Consider the following 16,652-nt stretch of genomic DNA (forward strand, 5'->3'; position numbering starts at 1 on the left):
CGGCGTCGCCGCGGTAGCGGTGTTCTCGCTCATGCCTCCACCTCCGTCGGGCTCACGCCCACCCCCGCGCGTGCCGCGGCGTCCTTGAACGCCATCCACGGCAGCAGCGCGCACTTGACCCGGGCCGGGTAGCGGGCGACACCCGCGAAGGCCACCCCGTCACCGAGTAGTTCCTCGTCCGGCGTGACCTGGCCACGGCCGGACATCAACGCCACGAACCCCGCGTGCACGGCGGCGATCTCCCCCGCGCACCGACCGGAGAGCCGGTCGTACAGCACGCTCGCCGACGCCTGACTGATCGAACAGCCCGCACCGTCGTACGAGATGTCCACCACGATGTCGCCGACGGCGGCCACCCGTACGGTGACCTCGTCGCCGCAGGTCGGGTTGACGTGGTGCGCCTCGCCCACCTCGGCGTCGGGGCGGTCGGCTTCGCGCAGCCCACGCCCCTGCGGGCGCTTGTAGTGGTCCAGGATGATCTCCTGGTAGAGCTGGTCCAGCTGCATCAGTCGAAGATCCTCCGCACCTGTTCGAGACCGGCGACCAGGGCGTCGATCTCCTCCGTGGTGGTGTACAGGTAGAACGACGCCCGGGTCATCGCCGGCACCCCGAACCGGGTGCAGACCGGCTTGGCGCAGTGGTGGCCCACCCGCACCTGCACGCCGAGCGAGTCGAGGACCTGCCCGACGTCGTGCGGGTGCACGTCGCCGAGCGCGAACGAGATGGTGCCGCCCCGGCCCACCGGCACCGTCGGGCCGAAGATCCGCAGGCCCGGCACGGTCGCGAGCGCGTCCAGCGCGTACGCGGTCAGCTCCTTCTCGTGCCACTGGATCGCCCGCATCCCGACGCCGGTGAGGTAGTCGACCGCCGCGCCGAGCGCGACGGCCTCGGCGATCGGCGGGGTGCCCGCCTCGAACCGGGCCGGCGGCGCGGCGAACGTGGACCGGGCCATCGACACCGTCTCGATCATCGAGCCGCCGCCCATGACCGGGGGCATCGCGGCGAGCAGCTCGCCCCGCCCCCACAGCACGCCGATGCCGGTCGGCCCGCACATCTTGTGCCCGGTGAACACGATGAAGTCGGCGTCCAGGTCGACCACGTCGATCGGCTGGTGCGGCACCGACTGCGAGCAGTCGAGCAGCAGCAGCGCACCCACCTGGCGGACCCGTTCGGTGATTCGGGCGGTGGCGTTGACCGTGCCGAGGATGTTGGAGGTGTGCACCAGCGCGACGATCTTCGTTCGCTCGGTGACCAGGTCCGCCAGCCCCGACTCGTCCAGCCGGCCGGTGTCGGTGACCGGGAACCAGCGCAGCGTCGCGCCGGTCCGCTCGGCCAGCAACTGCCACGGGACGATGTTCGAGTGGTGCTCCATCTCGGAGATCACGATCTCGTCGCCGGGGCCGAGCCGGAACCGCTCGTCGGCGTCGGCGCGCAGCGAGGCGTTGGAGAACGCGTACGCCACCACGTTGATCGCCTCGGTGGAGTTCTTGGTGAACACCACCTCGTCGACGCTCGGCGCGTTGACGAACGCGGCGATCTTCGCCCGCGCCCCCTCGTACGCCTCGGTCGCCTCGGTGCCCAGGGTGTGCACCGAGCGCGACACGTTGGCGTTGTGCATCGCGTAGTGCCCGGCGAGCACGTCGAGCACCTGGCGCGGCTTGTGCGAGGTGTTGGCGCTGTCGAGGTAGACCAGCCGGTGCCCGTTGACCTCCCGGTCGAGGATCGGGAAGTCGGCCCGCACCGCGGCCACGTCGAAGCGCGGCACGTCGTCGTACTGCGGCATCCCGTCCGGGATGGCGATGGTGGTCATCTCAGCGGTCCCCGTCCGTGTGTGTTCAGGCCCGCGCCGCGCCGGCTCCGGCGACGTACCGCTCGTAGCCCTCGTCCTCGAGCTTGTCGGCCAGCTCCGGGCCGCCCTGCTCGACGATCCGGCCGGCCACGAAGACGTGCACGAAGTCGGGCTTGATGTAGCGCAGGATGCGGGTGTAGTGGGTGATCAGCAGCAGGCCGGTGTCGCCGGTGTCGCGGACCCGGTTGACCCCCTCGCTGACCACCCGCAGCGCGTCCACGTCGAGGCCGGAGTCGGTCTCGTCGAGGATGGCGATCTTGGGCTTGAGCAGCTCCAGCTGCACGATCTCGTGCCGCTTCTTCTCGCCGCCGGAGAAGCCCTCGTTGACGTTGCGCTGGGCGAACGCCGGGTCCATCTGGAGCTTCTCCATCGCGCCGCGCAGCTCGCCGCCCCAGGTACGCAGCTTCGGGGCCGCGCCGTCGATGGCGGTCTTCGCGGTACGCAGGAAGTTCGCCACCGAGACGCCGGGCACCTCGACCGGGTACTGCATGGCCAGGAAGAGGCCGGCGCGGGCCCGCTCGTCGACGGTCATCTCCAGCACGTCGACCCCGTCGAGGGTCACCGAGCCGCCGGTGATCTCGTACTTGGGGTGACCGGCGACCGAGTACGCCAGGGTCGACTTGCCGGAGCCGTTCGGGCCCATGATCGCGTGGGTCTCCCCCGACCGCACGGTCAGGTCGACACCGGACAGGATCGGCTTGAGCTCACCCTCGGGCAGCTTGACCGACACCTTCAGGTCGCGGATCTCCAGGGTGCTCATTATCGGGTCACTCCATTGCTCGGCGTCGGGCGGCCGTCGGCGCCCACGGGAAGGTAGATGTCGCCGTCGCGGACCTCGACGGCGTAGACGGGAACGGGTTCGGTGGCGGGCAGCCCGGTGGGCTCACCGGTGCGCAGGTCGAACCGGGAGCCGTGCAGCCAGCACTCCAGCGTGCAGCCCTCGACCTCACCCTCGGAGAGGGCGACCGAGGCGTGCGAACACTCGTCGTGCACGGCGTAGAACTCGCCGTCGGTGCTGTGCACCACGGCGATCGGGAGGCCGTCCACATCGGCGCTGATCACGGTGCCCTTCGGCACGTCCTCCGTCGCGCAGATCCGGATCATGTCAGGCCCCGGCCTTCGCGAGCCGGGCCTCGATCGCGTCGCCGAGCCGCTCACGCAGCGACTCGACCGGGATCTTGTTGATCACCTCGGCGAAGAAGCCCCGCACCACCAGGCGACGGGCCTCGTCGGCCGGAATGCCCCGGGCCATCAGGTAGAACAGCTGCTCGTCGTCGAACCGGCCGGTCGCGCTGGCGTGACCGGCGCCGGCGATCTCGCCGGTCTCGATCTCCAGATTGGGTACGGAGTCCGCCCGCGCGCCGTCGGAGAGCAGCAGGTTCCGGTTGATCTCGTACGTGTCGGTGCCGGTCGCCTCGGCCCGGATCAGCACGTCACCCACCCAGACGGTGTGCGCCTGCTCGCCCTGCAACGCGCCCCGGTAGCCGACGTGGCTGCGGCAGTCGGGCACGTTGTGGTCGACGAGCTGGCGGTGCTCCAGGTGCTGGCCGCCGTCGGCGAAGTAGACGCCGTACAGCTCGGCCTCGCCGCCCCGGCCGGTGTACTCGACAGTGGTGTACTGGCGGACCAGGTCACCACCCAGGCTGACCTGGACGTGCGAGACCTTGGCGTCGCGGCCGAGGCGCACCTTCAGGTGCTGGGCCTGCACCGCGTCGGCGGCCCAGTCGGCCACCGTGACCAGGGTCAGCTTCGCCCCGTCTGCCACCGCCACCTCGACGTTGTCGGCGAGCGTCGCCGCGCCGACGTGCTCCAGCACCAGCACCACCTCGGCGAACCGGCCCACGTCGACGAACGTGTGCCCGAAGGCCAGCCCGGTGGCGTCGTCGCCGACCACCCGCAGGCTCACCGGCGCGTCGACCACGGCGTCGGCCGCGACCTCGACCAGCAGCGCCTCACCGGCGCCGCCGTAGGCCAGCGCGCTGACCCGGTCGACCGGGGTGAGCACGCTGCCCACCCGGGGGTCGTCCCGGCCGATCCGCCCGACGGTGACGCCGGCCGGCAGGTCGGCGTACTCGTGGCGGACCGTGCCGGTGGCGGCCCGCGCCCCGTCGGTCAGCCCACGGAGCCGCTTGAGCGGGGTGAAGCGCCACTCCTCCTCCAGGCCGGTCAGGGCCGGGAAGTCGGCGACGTCGTACGAGCGGAGCGCCTGCGACTTGGTGCTGGGCGGCGCGGAAGCCTGGGTAGTCATCTCTTCCTTGGTCTGTCTGTCCGGGACGACGGTGTCGTGGGGCGGCGGGGCGGCGTCAGCCGACCGCGCCCTCCATCTGGAGTTCGATCAGGCGGTTGAGCTCCAGGGCGTACTCCATCGGGAGTTCCTTGGCGATCGGCTCGATGAAGCCGCGCACGATCATCGCCATCGCCTCGTCCTCGCTCAGCCCCCGGCTCATCAGGTAGAAGAGCTGGTCGTCGCTGATCTTGGAGACGGTCGCCTCGTGCCCCATCGACACGTCGTCCTCGCGGATGTCGACGTAGGGGTAGGTGTCCGAGCGGGAGATCGTGTCGACCAGCAGCGCGTCGCACTTGACCGTGCTGCGGCTGTGGTGCGAGCCCTCCAGCACCTGCACCAGCCCCCGGTACGAGGTACGGCCACCACCCCGGGCGATCGACTTCGACACGATGGTGCTGCTGGTGTGCGGCGCGGCGTGCACCATCTTGGCCCCGGCGTCCTGGTGCTGGCCCTCACCGGCCATCGCCACCGAGAGCACCTCGCCCTTGGCGTGCTCGCCGGTCATGTAGACCGCCGGGTACTTCATGGTCACCTTGGAGCCGATGTTGCCGTCGACCCACTCCATGGTGGCGCCCTCGTGGCAGACGGCCCGCTTGGTGACCAGGTTGTAGACGTTGTTCGACCAGTTCTGGATGGTCGTGTAGCGGCAGCGGGCGTTCTTCTTGACGATGATCTCGACGACCGCGCTGTGCAGCGAGTCGGAGGAGTAGAGCGGCGCGGTGCAGCCCTCGACGTAGTGCACGTACGCGCCCTCGTCGACGATGATCAGCGTCCGCTCGAACTGGCCCATGTTCTCGGTGTTGATCCGGAAGTACGCCTGGAGCGGGATCTCCACGTGCACGCCCTTCGGCACGTAGATGAACGAGCCGCCGGACCACACGGAGGTGTTCAGCGCGGCGAACTTGTTGTCGCCGACCGGGATCACCGTGCCGAAGTACTCCTTGAAGACGTCCTCGTGCTCCTTGAGGGCGGTGTCGGTGTCCAGGAAGAGGACACCCTGTTCCTCCAGGTCCTCGCGGATCTTGTGGTAGACCACCTCGGACTCGTACTGCGCCGCGACCCCGGCGACCAGCCGCTGCTTCTCGGCCTCGGGGATGCCCAGCCGGTCGTAGGTGTTCTTGATGTCCTCCGGCAGGTCCTCCCAGCTGGTGGCCTGCTTCTCGGTGGAGCGCACGAAGTACTTGATGTTGTCGAAGTCGATCCCGGTGAGGTCGGCGCCCCAGGACGGCATCGGCTTGCGGCCGAACAGCCGCAGACCCTTGAGGCGCAGGTCGAGCATCCAGGCCGGCTCGTTCTTCTTGGCCGAGATGTCCCGCACCACCGCCTCGTTGAGACCGCGCTGGGCGGCCGCCCCGGCGACGTCGGGGTCGGCCCAGCCGTACTCGTAGCGACCGAGCGCGGCGAGCTGCTCTTCCTGGGTCAGGGGCTGGACGATCTGCTCGGTCATCTATCTGTCCTCACAGTGGTGACGGTGTTACCGGACTGGGCGCGCGGTTGGGTCGGAATGTGCGTGGTGCACACCCCGTCGCCGTGCGCGATGGTGGCCAGACGCTGCACGTGGGTGCCGACCAGACGGGAGATGACCGCCGTCTCGGCCTCGCACAGCTGGGGGAACTCGGCGGCCACGTGCGCCACCGGGCAGTGGTGCTGGCAGAGCTGCCCGCCCGAGGCGATCGTGGACGCGTTGGCAGCGTAGCCCTCGGCGGTGAGCGCACCGGCGAGTGCCTCGGACCGGGCCAGCGGATCGTCGCCGGCGTCCTCCATGGCGGCCCGGCAACGGGCCTCCAGCGCGGCGACCTGGTCGGCGGCGAACGCCTCGACCGCGTCGGGGCCGCCGTTGCGGGCGATCCAGCGCAGCGCGGCGGTGGCCATGTTGTCGTAGTGGTGGGTGCCGCAGCGGCCCCGGGCCGCGTCGGTGAGCAGGAAGACCTTCGCCGGTCGGCCCCGCCCCCGGCTGCCCCGCACGGTCTGCTCCCGGGCGACCACGTCACCGTCGGCGAGCATCGCGTCGAGGTGCCGGCGGATCGCGGCCGGGCTGAGACCGAGCGCCGAGCCGAGCTGGCCGGCGGTGGCCGCCCCCTGCTCCAGCAGGAGCCGGGTGACCCGGTCACGGGTGGACAGGTCGGCGGCCGGCGTCGGGGCCGGCGCGCTGCGGTGCGGTGCGTCGGGTCCGCGCCGCACGGCACGACGGGACCGCGCGCCGACGCCGACGGCCGGGACGGCCGTCGGCGGGTGCCCGGAGAGCGCCGCCGCGTTTTTCACAACGCCAACGTTACGTAATTCGCCGGGGGCCCGCAAACCCGACCCCGGTGATCCGGCCCACCGGGCCGCGGAGTCACCCGATCGGGATCAACTACGGTGCGTAGGATTCGCTCCGTGAAGCGATCCGTCCGGTTCCCGGTCTCGACCACCCTGCTGCGCCGCCTCGCGTACGCCTCGATCGTCGCCAACGTGGCCATCGTGGTGACCGGCGGGGCCGTCCGGCTCACCGCGTCGGGGCTCGGCTGCCCGACCTGGCCCCGGTGCACCGACGCGTCGTACACCACCACCGCCGAGATGGGCGTGCACGGGGTGATCGAGTTCGGCAACCGGCTGCTCACCTTCGCCGTCGGGGCGATCGCGCTGGCCACCCTGCTGGCCGTGCTGGCCCACCGGCCCCGCCGCCCCGGGCTGACCGGGCTGGCCGTGGCGGTGTTCCTCGGCATCCCCGCGCAGGCCGTGATCGGCGGGATCACCGTGCTGACCAACCTCAACCCGTGGGTGGTCGGGCTGCACTTCCTCGCCTCGATGGCGGTCATCGCCGCCGCGTACGCCCTCTGGCGGCGGATCGTCGACCCGGACGGGCCGGTGGTGGCGGTGGTGCCCGGGCCGCTGCGCACCCTCGCCCGGCTCACCACCGCCGTCAGCGTCGCCGTGCTGGTGGTCGGCACCTGGGTGACCGGCAGCGGCCCGCACGCCGGCGACCACGGTGCCGCCCGCAACGGGCTGGACCCGGAGACGATCTCCCAGGTGCACGCCGACGGGGTGTTCCTGCTGATCGGCCTCTCCGTCGCGCTGGTCCTGGCGTTGCGGGCGGTCGGCGCGACCGGCCCGGCCCGCGCCGCGCTCGTGCTGGTGGCGGTGGAGCTGGGGCAGGGCCTGATCGGTTTCGTGCAGTACTTCACCCACCTGCCGGGCGTGCTGGTCGCCGCGCACATGCTCGGTTCCTGCCTGGTGCTGCTGGCCACCCTGGCGATGCTCTGGTCGACCCGACAGCGCCGGCCGGTCGCCGGCGACCCGGCGTCGCCGCCGGCCGGGCAGCGGCGGGTGCCGGCCACCGTCTGAGCGTCACCGGGCCGACCGGGACCGGCCGCTGCCCGGTGGGGTGGGGCGGCGCGGCAGGCTCTGGGACCCCGCCGGCCCCGGGGCGGCACGACCGGCCGGGCGGGGCCCGGCCGGGTCAGCGGCGGGCGAGGTGGACCAGCACCGCGTCGGCGAGCCGCTTGGCGGCGCCGTCGGCGTGGCCGAGGAACAGCGACGGCTCGGTCAGCTCCAGCTCGATCAGCACGGGCGTGCCGTCCGGCCCGGGGATCAGGTCCACCCGGGCGTAGAGCAGCCGCTGCGACCCGCCGGGGACCTCGGCCAGCACCCGCTCGGCGACGGCCAACTGCTCCCCGGTGGGGGTGCGCGGGTCGATCCGCTCCGGCCGGTACAGGCCCTCGACGCCCAGGTCGGGGCCGTCGAGCATGGCGCCCTTGCGGATGGCGTGGCTGAACGTCAGGCCGTCCGGGCCGGCCACGAAGAGCAGCGCGGTCTCCCCGGCGGTGTCCACCGCGTCCAGGTACGGCTGGACCATGGCGGTCCGGCCGGCGGCCGTCAGCCGGCGTACGTGCGCCACGGCCAGGTCCCGGTGGGTCGGGTCGGCGGGGTCGTACCGGCCGGTGTCGAGGCTGCCGGCGCTGACCGTCGGCTTCACCACGTACCAGCCGGGGGTCGACGGCGGAACCCAGTCCTCGCCCGGCGCGACCCAGGAGGTCGGCACGGTGGGCACCCCGGCGGCGGCGAGCTCGCCGAGGTAGCGCTTGTCGGTGTTCCACCGCACCACGTCGGCGGGGTTGACCAGGGTGGGCACCGTGCCGGCCCAGGCGACGAACTCGTCGCGGCGTGGGGCGTAGTCCCAGGGCGAGCGGAGCACCACCAGGTCGTAGCCGGCCCAGTCGACCCGGGGGTCGTCCCAGACGGCCGCCTCGACGGTGACTCCCCGGGCCGAAAGCGGGGCGAGCACGAGCCGGTCGTCGGGGTAGAGGTCGGCGAAACGGGAGCAGGTGACGAGAGCGACCCGGGGTTCCCCCCGGGTCGACTGGTGGTGGATCGGGTCGTGGGTCAACGGGACATGGTGCGCCGGGCCATCGACCGCCACAGGTCGTTGCTCGGCCGCATCTGGTCCATCAGCTCGCGCTCCCAGGCGTTCTCGACGGCGACTCCCGCCTGGGAGCACGCCTCCCGGGCGGTGACGGTGTCCTCGGCGAACTGGTCGCCCCACGCACCGTCGGTGCCGACCAGGACGATCCGGGCACCACGCTTGCCGACGTACTCGATGACCGCCTTCGCGCCGCCGTGGGCGGCGGCGAAGGACCTGATGCCCGTGACCAGCCCGGTGGGGGCCGCTCCGGCGGTCTGCTCGGCCGTCAGCGTCGTATCGGAACCTTCTGCCATGACGCGAAGCCTAAGCAGACTTGCACCCCGACGCGCGAGAATCATGAACTATTTGTGATACCAATTACCCGAGGGTTTATCGGAAAGCGCGGGCGGATTGTCCGACCGTGTCGGATAAGCGCGGGCAAAACGCCTCAGCGATATCGCCCCGATGTGTCCAGCTTGTGGCAGCTTGCGGTGCCCGCAGAAAATCCCACCATCCGGGCAGGATTTCGGACCCGTCCGGCGGGTCGGATCAGTCCGGACCGCCCGCGACACTCCCCCACGCGACGACCACGCCCGGCGGGCCGCGCGGGCCGACGCGGCGGGCGGGACCCGGGAGATAAGGGGGGTCAGAGCAGGGCGTCGAGGGCCACCGCGACGAACACGATGGTCAGGTAGGTCGTCGACCAGTGGAACAGCCGCATCGGCTTGACCGGCTCACCCCGGGTCACCCGCCGGCAGAGCCGGTGCGCCTCGACCAGGAAGACCGCGCCCACCACGGCGGTCGGTACCCCGTACACCGCGCTCATGCCCAGCGGCCACAGCGCCAGCGAGGTCGCCACCGTCAGCCAGGCGAAGATCAGGATCTCGGCGTTGACCCGCCGGGGCGAGGCCACCACCGGCAGCATCGGGATGCCGGCGCGGGCATAGTCGTCCTTGTATTTCATCGCCAACGGGTAGAAGTGCGGCATCTGCCAGAAGAAGACCACCGCGAACAGCACCCAGGCCGCCGGGGCCAGCGACCCGGTCACCGCCGCCCAGCCGATCAGCACCGGTGCCGCCCCGCAGGCCCCGCCCCAGAAGGTGTTCGCCGTCGTGGTGCGCTTGAGCCAGAGCGTGTAGACCAGGTCGTAGTAGACGATCGCGGCCAGCGTCAGCGCGGTGGCCAGCAGGTTGGTGAACGTCGCCATCAGCGCGAGCGACGCCGCCGCCAGCACCAGCCCGAAGACCAGGGCGCTGCGGGGCGACACGGTGTGCGTCGGCAGCGGACGCCGCTTGGTGCGCCGCATCAACTGGTCGATGTCCCGGTCGATGTAGCAGTTGATCACGCTCGCCGCACCGGCGGCCAGCGAGCCGCCGACCAGCACCACCGCCATCAGCCACAGCGACGGCAGGCCGCCGTCGGCGAGCATCATCGCCGGCACCGTGGTCACCAGCAGCAGCTCCACGATGCGCGGCTTGGTGAGTGTCACGTACGCCGACACCACCGCCCGGACGTCCCGCCGACGGGCCGACGGCCGCCCGCCCACCGTGCGCACCGGCGGCTGCCCGGCAGAGTTGCTGACGGGGCGCTCGGTGATCATGCTCACGGATTGCCACCTTCCGGCGTCGGCAGGGGAAGTCGGTTCGGCGGGACCCCGTCGGGGCCCACACACCGCACCACACACTACGCGTCGTCGTTTTCGCTGCCCGGGCGACCCGACAACGGTGCGGGCCGTCACACCTGACGGGTGACCGAACGATCCGGCCGGCCCGTACGTAACTGCCTGCTGAGATCCCCGGGCGGACGTTTAGACCCGCTCGATAGGGTCACCAGTGAGGGTTCCGCCCATCTGCCGAGGAGCACAACCATAGTGGCTGCCAACCGACCCGCACTCAACTGGACCGACCTCGACCGCCGGGCCGTCGACACCGTCCGCGTCCTGGCCATGGATGCCGTGGAGAAATCCGGCAACGGCCACCCCGGCACCGCGATGAGCCTCGCGCCCGCGGCGTACCTGCTGTTCAACCGGGTGATGCGGCACAATCCGGCCGACCCGAACTGGCCCGGCCGGGACCGGTTCGTGCTGTCCGCCGGGCACTCCAGCCTCACGCTCTACATCCAGCTCTTCCTCTCCGGCTACCCGCTGAGCCTGGACGACCTGAAGTCGCTGCGGCAGTGGGGCTCGCTCACCCCGGGCCACCCGGAGCACGGCCACACCCCCGGGGTCGAGACCACCACCGGCCCGCTCGGGCAGGGCCTGGGCAACGCGGTGGGCATGGCGATGGCCGCCCGCCGCGAGCGGGGCCTGTTCGACCCGGAGAGCGAGCCCGGCGCGTCGGTCTTCGACCACCAGATCTGGTGCATCGCCTCCGACGGCGACATCGAGGAGGGCATCAGCCACGAGGCGAGCGCGCTGGCCGGGCACCAGCAGCTGGGCAACCTCACGCTGATCTACGACGACAACGAGATCTCCATCGAGGACGACACCCGCATCGCCAAGAGCGAGGACGTGGCGGCCCGCTACGCGGCGTACGGCTGGCACGTGCAGACCGTCGACTGGCGGGCCGGCGACGCCGACCAGGGCGACTACCACGAGGACGTCGAGGCGCTGTACCAGGCGCTGCTGGCGGCGAAGGCCGAGACCGGCCGCCCCTCGTTCATCGCGCTGCGCACCATCATCGGCTGGCCCGCGCCCAACAAGAAGAACACCGGCAAGATCCACGGTTCGGCGCTCGGCGCCGACGAGGTGAAGGCCACCAAGGAGATCCTCGGCTTCGACCCGCAGCAGAGCTTCCAGGTCGACGAGGAGGTGCTCGCGCACGCCCGTGGGGTGCTGACCCGCGGCGGCGAGGCCGAGCAGGCGTGGACCGGCGAGTTCGACGCCTGGGCGCAGGCCAACCCGGAGCGCAGGGCGCTCTACGACCGGATCGCCGGCCGGGTGCTGCCGCAGGGCTGGACGGACGCGCTGCCGGTCTTCCCCGCCGACGCCAAGGGCGTGGCCACCCGGGCCGCCTCCGGCAAGGTGCTGGAGGCGCTCGCCCCGGTGCTGCCGGAGCTGTGGGGCGGCTCGGCCGACCTGGCCGAGAGCAACAACACCACCATGAAGGGCGAGCCGTCGTTCATCCCGGCCGCCCACGCCACCAAGGACTTCCCCGGCCACGAGTACGGCCGCACGCTGCACTTCGGCATCCGTGAGCACGCCATGGGCGCGATCCTCAACGGCATCGCCCTGCACGGCGGCACCCGCCCCTACGGCGGCACGTTCCTGGTGTTCAGCGACTACATGCGTCCCTCGGTGCGGCTCGCCGCCCTGATGAAGCTGCCGGTGACGTACGTCTGGACGCACGACTCGATCGGTCTCGGCGAGGACGGCCCGACCCACCAGCCGGTGGAGCACCTGACCGCGCTGCGCGCCATCCCCGGCCTGGACGTGGTCCGGCCCGCCGACGCCAACGAGACCGCCTGGGCGTGGCGGCAGGCCCTGGAGCACACCGACCGGCCGACCGCGCTGGCGCTGAGCCGGCAGGCGTTGCCGACCCTGGACCGGGAGACGTACGCGGGCGCGGAGGGCACCGCCAAGGGCGGCTACGTGCTGGCCGAGGCGTCGAACGGCAAGCCGCAGGTGATCATCGTGGGTACCGGTTCCGAGGTGCAGCTCTGCCTCACCGCCCGGGAGCGGCTGGAGGCCGACGGCACCCCCACCCGGGTCGTCTCGATGCCCTGCCAGGAGTGGTTCTACGAGCAGGACGAGGCGTACCGCGAGTCGGTGCTGCCGCGCGGGGTGCAGGCCCGGGTGAGCGTCGAGGCCGGGATCGGGATGTCCTGGCGGGGCATCGTCGGTGACCTGGGCGAGAGCGTCAGCCTGGAGCACTACGGGGCCAGCGCCCCGCACACCGTGCTGTTCGAGCAGTTCGGCTTCACCCCCGACCGGATCGTCGCCGCCGCGCACGCGGCGCTGACCCGGGTGGGCGACATCACCGGTTTCACGACCGGCAACTGAGGGGAGCGTGGACGACATGACGGACAGACTGGGTGACCTCACCGCCGCCGGAGTGGCGGTCTGGCTCGACGACCTTTCCCGGGTACGACTGAGCTCCGGCGGGCTGGACCGGCTCCGCCGCGAGCAGCACGTGGCCGGGGTGACCACCAACCCGACCATCTTCGCCAAGGCGCTCAGTGACGCCGACGAGTACAACTGGCAGCTCAAGGACCTCGCCACCCGGGGCATCGAGGTCGAAGAGGCCGTCCGGATGCTCACCACCTACGACGTGCGCTGGGCGTGCGACGTGATGCGCCCGTCGTACGACGGCAGCGCCGGTGTCGACGGTCGGGTCTCCATCGAGGTCGACCCCCGGGTCGCCCACGACACCGACAAGACGGTCGCCGAGGCCAAGGCGCTGTGGTGGCTGGTGGACCGGCCGAACCTGTACATCAAGATCCCGGCGACCGAGGCGGGGCTGGCGGCGATCACCGCGACCCTGGCCGAGGGGATCAGCGTCAACGTGACCCTGATCTTCGGGCTGGACCGTTACTCGGCGGTGATGGAGGCGTTCCTCGCCGGCCTGGAGCAGGCGAAGGCCAACGGCCACGACCTGTCCACCATCGGCTCGGTGGCCTCCTTCTTCGTCTCCCGGGTCGACTCCGAGATCGACAAGAGGCTGGACAAGATCGGCTCCGAGGAGGCCAAGGCGCTGCGCGGCAAGGCCGCCGTGGCCAACGCCCAGCTCGCCTACGAGCGCTACACCGAGGTCTTCTCCTCCGACCGGTGGCAGGCCCTGGCCGATGCCGGCGCGCACCCGCAGCGCCCGCTGTGGGCGTCGACCTCGACCAAGAACCCGGACTACCGCGACGTGATCTACGTCGAGGAGCTGATCGCCCCGGGCACCGTCAACACCATGCCGGAGTCGGTCGTGACGGCGTACGCCGAGCACGGGGAGACCCGGGGCGACACCATCACCGGCGCGTACGACGCGGCCCGGCAGGTCTTCGCCGACCTGGCCGCCGTCGGCGTCGACATGGACGACGTGATCGCCACCCTGGAACGGGAGGGCGTGGAGAAGTTCGAGGCGAGCTGGAGCGAACTGCTCGACGGCGTCCGCACGTCGCTGGCCGCCGCGGCGCGGGGTGCCGGCGCCCCGAACGAGGCCGCGAAGGGCAACGCCGAGGCGGCCCAGCGGGCCGGCGGGAACGCGTGACCAACGGCGTCGGACGCGTCGCGGGGCCGGTCCCCGCGACGCCCCACGCCGCCGGCGCCCCGACGGGGTGTCGAGGGTGAGTGACCTGTTGACCGGCCCGGCCGATGCCGCCGCCGGTCTCGCGGTGCACGGGGCGGACGCGGTCGCATCGACCGCGCCCGCCGCCGTACGGGCCGCCCCGCGTGCGCGGGGCGGCCCGGTGGCACCGGCCGACCGACCCGGGCCGGTGCCACCGCCGTACCTGACCGACAGGCCGGCCGGGCCGGCCCGGCTGCTGGATGCGATCGGACGATGGCGGGCGTGACGATGGACGACATGGACCACACGGAGCGAGGAGGCGGCGTGAATCCGCTGCGCGACGCGCAGGACCGACGACTCCCCCGGATCCCGGAGCCGTGCGCCCTGGTGATCTTCGGGGTGACCGGTGACCTGGCGCGCAAGAAGCTGCTGCCGGCGGTTTACGACCTGGCCAACCGGGGCCTGCTGCCCCCCGGTTTCGTGGTGCTGGGCTTCGCCCGCCGCGACTGGGGCGACGGCGACTTCGAGGCGTTGGCCCACGAGTCGGCCAAGCAGCACGCCCGGACACCGTGGCGCGAGGAGGTGTGGGGCCGGCTGGCCGGCAACATCAAGTTCGTCGGTGGCTCGTTCGACGACGACGCCGCCTTCGACAAGCTCGCCGCGACACTGAACCAGCTGCGCGACAGCCACGGCATCCACGGCAACGCCGCGTTCTACTTCTCCATCCCCCCGACGGCCTTCCCGGTGGTGCTCAAGCAACTGGCCCGCACCGGAATGGCCGACAACGAGAAGTGCGGCGGCTGGCGGCGGGTGGTGGTGGAGAAGCCGTTCGGCAACGACCTGCCCTCGGCGAAGGAACTCAACGACCTGGTCGACGACGTGTTCACCAGGCAGGACGTCTTCCGGATCGACCACTACCTGGGCAAGGAGACGGTCCAGAACATCCTCGCCCTGCGGTTCGCCAACAACCTGTTCGAGCCGCTGTGGAACTCCAAGTACGTCGACTCGGTGCAGATCACCATGGCCGAGGACGTCGGCATCGGCACCCGGGCCGGCTTCTACGACTCGGTCGGCACCGCCCGCGACGTGCTCCAGAACCACCTGCTCCAACTGCTCGCCCTGGTCGCCATGGAGGAGCCCACCAGCTTCGACGCCGACGAGATCCGGGCCGAGAAGCTGAAGGTGCTCAAGGCGATCACCCTGCCGAAGGACGTCGCCCGGGACACCGTACGCGGCCAGTACCTGCCCGGTTGGGTGGGCGGTCAGCGGGCCGTCGGCTACCTCGACGAGGAGGGTGTCCCCGCCGACTCGACCACCGAGACGTACGTGGCCGTCGAGCTGGGCATCCAGAACCGGCGCTGGGCCGGGGTGCCGTTCTACATCCGGGCCGGCAAGCGGCTGCCCCGGCGGGTCACCGAGGTCGCCATCATGTTCAAGAAGGCGCCGCACCTGCCGTTCAACACGGCCGACATGGAGTCGCTGGGCAACAACCAGCTCGTCATCCGGGTGCAGCCGGACGAGGGCGTGGTGCTGAAGTTCGGGTCGAAGGTGCCCGGCACCACGATGGAGGTCCGCGACATCGCGATGGACTTCCAGTACGGCGAGGCGTTCACCGAGTCCAGCCCCGAGGCGTACGAGCGGCTGGTGCTGGACGTGCTGATCGGCGACCGGACGCTCTTCCCGGACGCCGCCGAGGTGGAGCAGAGCTGGGCGGTGGTGGACCCGCTGGAGCACGCCTGGGAGGGCACCAAGCCGGAGCCGTACCGTTCCGGCGAGTGGGGTCCCCGGGCCGCCGACGAGATGCTGGCCCGCGAGGGCCGCGCCTGGCGGCGGGCGTGAACGGGCAGGTAGGTAGCAGGCACAGCGGGCGGACCGGGAGGCACCAGTGATCGGGCTGTGGGACACCACCGGCAACGAGGTGGTCAAGGCGCTCGCCGCCGAGCGGCGCAGCGCGGGCGGGGTGGCCAGCGGGATGGCGCTCACCCTGATCGTCGTGGTCGACGAGAAGCGGGTCCGGGACGCGGAGGCGGCGGCCACCATCGCCGCCGCCGCGCACCCGTGCCGGCTGCTCGTGGTCGTCCGCGCCGACGTGGAGCGGGAACGCAACCGGTTGGACGCGGAGATCGTCGTCGGCGGCCGGCTGGGCCCGTGCGAGGCGGTGGTGACCCGGATGTACGGCCGCCTCGCCCTGCACGCCGAGTCGGTGGTGATGCCGTTGCTGGTGCCGGACGTGCCGGTGGTCACCTGGTGGCACGGCGAACCACCGGCGGAGATCGCCACCGACTTCCTCGGGGTGGTCGCCGACCGGCGGATCACCGACTGCGCGCAGGCCGTCGACCCGATCGAGGCGCTGCGGGAGCGGGCCCGGGACTACGCCCCCGGGGACACCGACCTGGCGTGGACCCGGATCACCCCGTGGCGCACCCTGGTCGCCGGGGCGTTCGACACCACCGAGGCGCGGGTCACCGAGGCGACGGTGGTGGCCCCGCGGACCGACCCGACGGCGGCGCTGATGCGGGGTTGGCTGGCGGCCCGGCTCGGCATCGACCCGCAGTGGCAGCACACCGACGACCACCCGAGGATGCGTCAGGTGCAGCTGCGCTGCGCCAACGGCGACGAGCTGACGCTGACCCGGGACGACAGCCTGGCGACGTTCCGGCGTACCGGCCAGGACGACCGGGTGCTGCCGCTGGTGCGGCGACCGCTCGGTGACGAGCTGGCCGAGGAGTTGCGCCGGCTCGACACCGATCAGGTGTACGCCGAGGCGTTGGGCGCGGCGGCCGGCCTGTCCGGCCTGGAGCAGCGCCCGGCGCAGCGGGTGCACGTCTGGAAGGACCCGGCCACCGCGCGCCGGGCGGAGGCGGGCGTCAGCACGCACGCCGGCACCAGCGCGTCCTGACGTACGCCGGTGGGCGGTCCTGC

The 16,652-nt window shown here is 71.9% G+C and carries 16 protein-coding genes; 6 read left to right on the forward strand and 10 right to left on the reverse strand.

Annotated features, from left to right (window positions below; all coding sequences use genetic code 11):
* Window positions 1-29: 29 nt before the first annotated feature.
* From sufU to ACN268_RS12335, 7 genes are read right to left on the reverse strand one after another with little or no spacing between them, the layout of a single operon-like run.
* Window positions 30-506 carry a Fe-S cluster assembly sulfur transfer protein SufU gene (gene sufU, locus ACN268_RS12305; RefSeq protein ID WP_421483324.1) on the reverse strand — a complete coding sequence of 159 codons (477 nt, stop codon included), beginning with the start codon at window positions 504-506 and terminating at the stop codon, window positions 30-32.
* Window positions 506-1,810: a cysteine desulfurase gene (locus tag ACN268_RS12310; RefSeq protein ID WP_088645040.1), complete on the reverse strand. Its 1,305-nt coding sequence runs from the start codon at window positions 1,808-1,810 to the stop codon at window positions 506-508. Before ACN268_RS12310 ends, sufU begins: the two co-directional genes overlap by 1 nt.
* Before the next feature lie 25 nt (window positions 1,811-1,835).
* A complete protein-coding gene (sufC, locus tag ACN268_RS12315; RefSeq protein ID WP_204926100.1) occupies window positions 1,836-2,609 on the reverse strand; it encodes a Fe-S cluster assembly ATPase SufC in 774 nt (257 codons plus the stop codon).
* Complete coding sequence (locus tag ACN268_RS12320; protein ID WP_421483325.1) at window positions 2,609-2,953, reverse strand: non-heme iron oxygenase ferredoxin subunit; 345 nt, start codon at window positions 2,951-2,953, stop codon at window positions 2,609-2,611. Before ACN268_RS12320 ends, sufC begins: the two co-directional genes overlap by 1 nt.
* A 1-nt stretch (window position 2,954) precedes the next feature.
* On the reverse strand, window positions 2,955-4,097 hold the full coding sequence (sufD, locus tag ACN268_RS12325; RefSeq protein WP_421483326.1) for a Fe-S cluster assembly protein SufD: 1,143 nt from the start codon (window positions 4,095-4,097) through the stop codon (window positions 2,955-2,957).
* Between the two features lie 55 nt (window positions 4,098-4,152).
* A complete protein-coding gene (gene sufB / locus ACN268_RS12330) occupies window positions 4,153-5,583 on the reverse strand; it encodes a Fe-S cluster assembly protein SufB (protein ID WP_204926097.1) in 1,431 nt (476 codons plus the stop codon).
* The gene (locus ACN268_RS12335) at window positions 5,580-6,398 is read right to left on the reverse strand and encodes a helix-turn-helix transcriptional regulator (protein WP_421483327.1); all 819 of its coding nucleotides are present in this window, start codon (window positions 6,396-6,398) and stop codon (window positions 5,580-5,582) included. Before ACN268_RS12335 ends, sufB begins: the two co-directional genes overlap by 4 nt.
* 96 nt (window positions 6,399-6,494) lie before the next feature.
* Here ACN268_RS12335 and ACN268_RS12340 point away from each other — a divergent pair, with 96 nt between their 5' ends.
* On the forward strand, window positions 6,495-7,460 hold the full coding sequence (locus ACN268_RS12340; protein ID WP_421483328.1) for a COX15/CtaA family protein: 966 nt from the start codon (window positions 6,495-6,497) through the stop codon (window positions 7,458-7,460).
* A gap of 115 nt (window positions 7,461-7,575) precedes the next feature.
* Here the strand turns inward: ACN268_RS12340 and ACN268_RS12345 are convergent, their stop codons facing one another.
* The 3 genes from ACN268_RS12345 to ACN268_RS12355 form a co-directional block, all read right to left on the reverse strand.
* Window positions 7,576-8,502 (reverse strand): ATP-grasp domain-containing protein, encoded by a 927-nt coding sequence (locus ACN268_RS12345; protein ID WP_421483329.1) that lies wholly within the window; start codon window positions 8,500-8,502, stop codon window positions 7,576-7,578.
* On the reverse strand, window positions 8,499-8,831 hold the full coding sequence (locus ACN268_RS12350) for a hypothetical protein (RefSeq protein ID WP_363651813.1): 333 nt from the start codon (window positions 8,829-8,831) through the stop codon (window positions 8,499-8,501). Before ACN268_RS12350 ends, ACN268_RS12345 begins: the two co-directional genes overlap by 4 nt.
* Window positions 8,832-9,163: 332 nt before the next feature.
* Entirely contained in the window at window positions 9,164-10,123 is a 960-nt protein-coding gene (locus ACN268_RS12355; RefSeq protein WP_421483330.1) for a heme o synthase, read from the reverse strand.
* A gap of 264 nt (window positions 10,124-10,387) precedes the next feature.
* Between ACN268_RS12355 and tkt the strand changes: the two genes are divergently transcribed.
* The 5 genes from tkt to ACN268_RS12380 all read left to right on the forward strand — a co-directional run bounded on the left by tkt (window position 10,388) and on the right by ACN268_RS12380 (window position 16,629).
* The gene (tkt, locus tag ACN268_RS12360; protein WP_421483331.1) at window positions 10,388-12,517 is read left to right on the forward strand and encodes a transketolase; all 2,130 of its coding nucleotides are present in this window, start codon (window positions 10,388-10,390) and stop codon (window positions 12,515-12,517) included.
* A 16-nt stretch (window positions 12,518-12,533) separates the two neighbouring features.
* Window positions 12,534-13,712: a transaldolase gene (tal, locus tag ACN268_RS12365; protein WP_421483333.1), complete on the forward strand. Its 1,179-nt coding sequence runs from the start codon at window positions 12,534-12,536 to the stop codon at window positions 13,710-13,712.
* A 76-nt stretch (window positions 13,713-13,788) separates the two neighbouring features.
* Window positions 13,789-14,016, forward strand: coding sequence for a hypothetical protein (locus ACN268_RS12370; protein WP_421483334.1), 228 nt, complete (start codon window positions 13,789-13,791; stop codon window positions 14,014-14,016).
* Window positions 14,017-14,018: 2 nt separating this feature from the next.
* Window positions 14,019-15,569, forward strand: coding sequence for a glucose-6-phosphate dehydrogenase (gene zwf / locus ACN268_RS12375; RefSeq protein WP_421486871.1), 1,551 nt, complete (start codon window positions 14,019-14,021; stop codon window positions 15,567-15,569).
* Window positions 15,570-15,615: 46 nt separating this feature from the next.
* Entirely contained in the window at window positions 15,616-16,629 is a 1,014-nt protein-coding gene (locus ACN268_RS12380) for a glucose-6-phosphate dehydrogenase assembly protein OpcA (protein WP_421483336.1), read from the forward strand.
* Window positions 16,630-16,652 lie beyond the last annotated feature (23 nt).

Source organism: Micromonospora sp. WMMD735 (assembly GCF_049178995.1).
GTDB lineage: Bacteria > Actinomycetota > Actinomycetes > Mycobacteriales > Micromonosporaceae > Micromonospora > Micromonospora wenchangensis.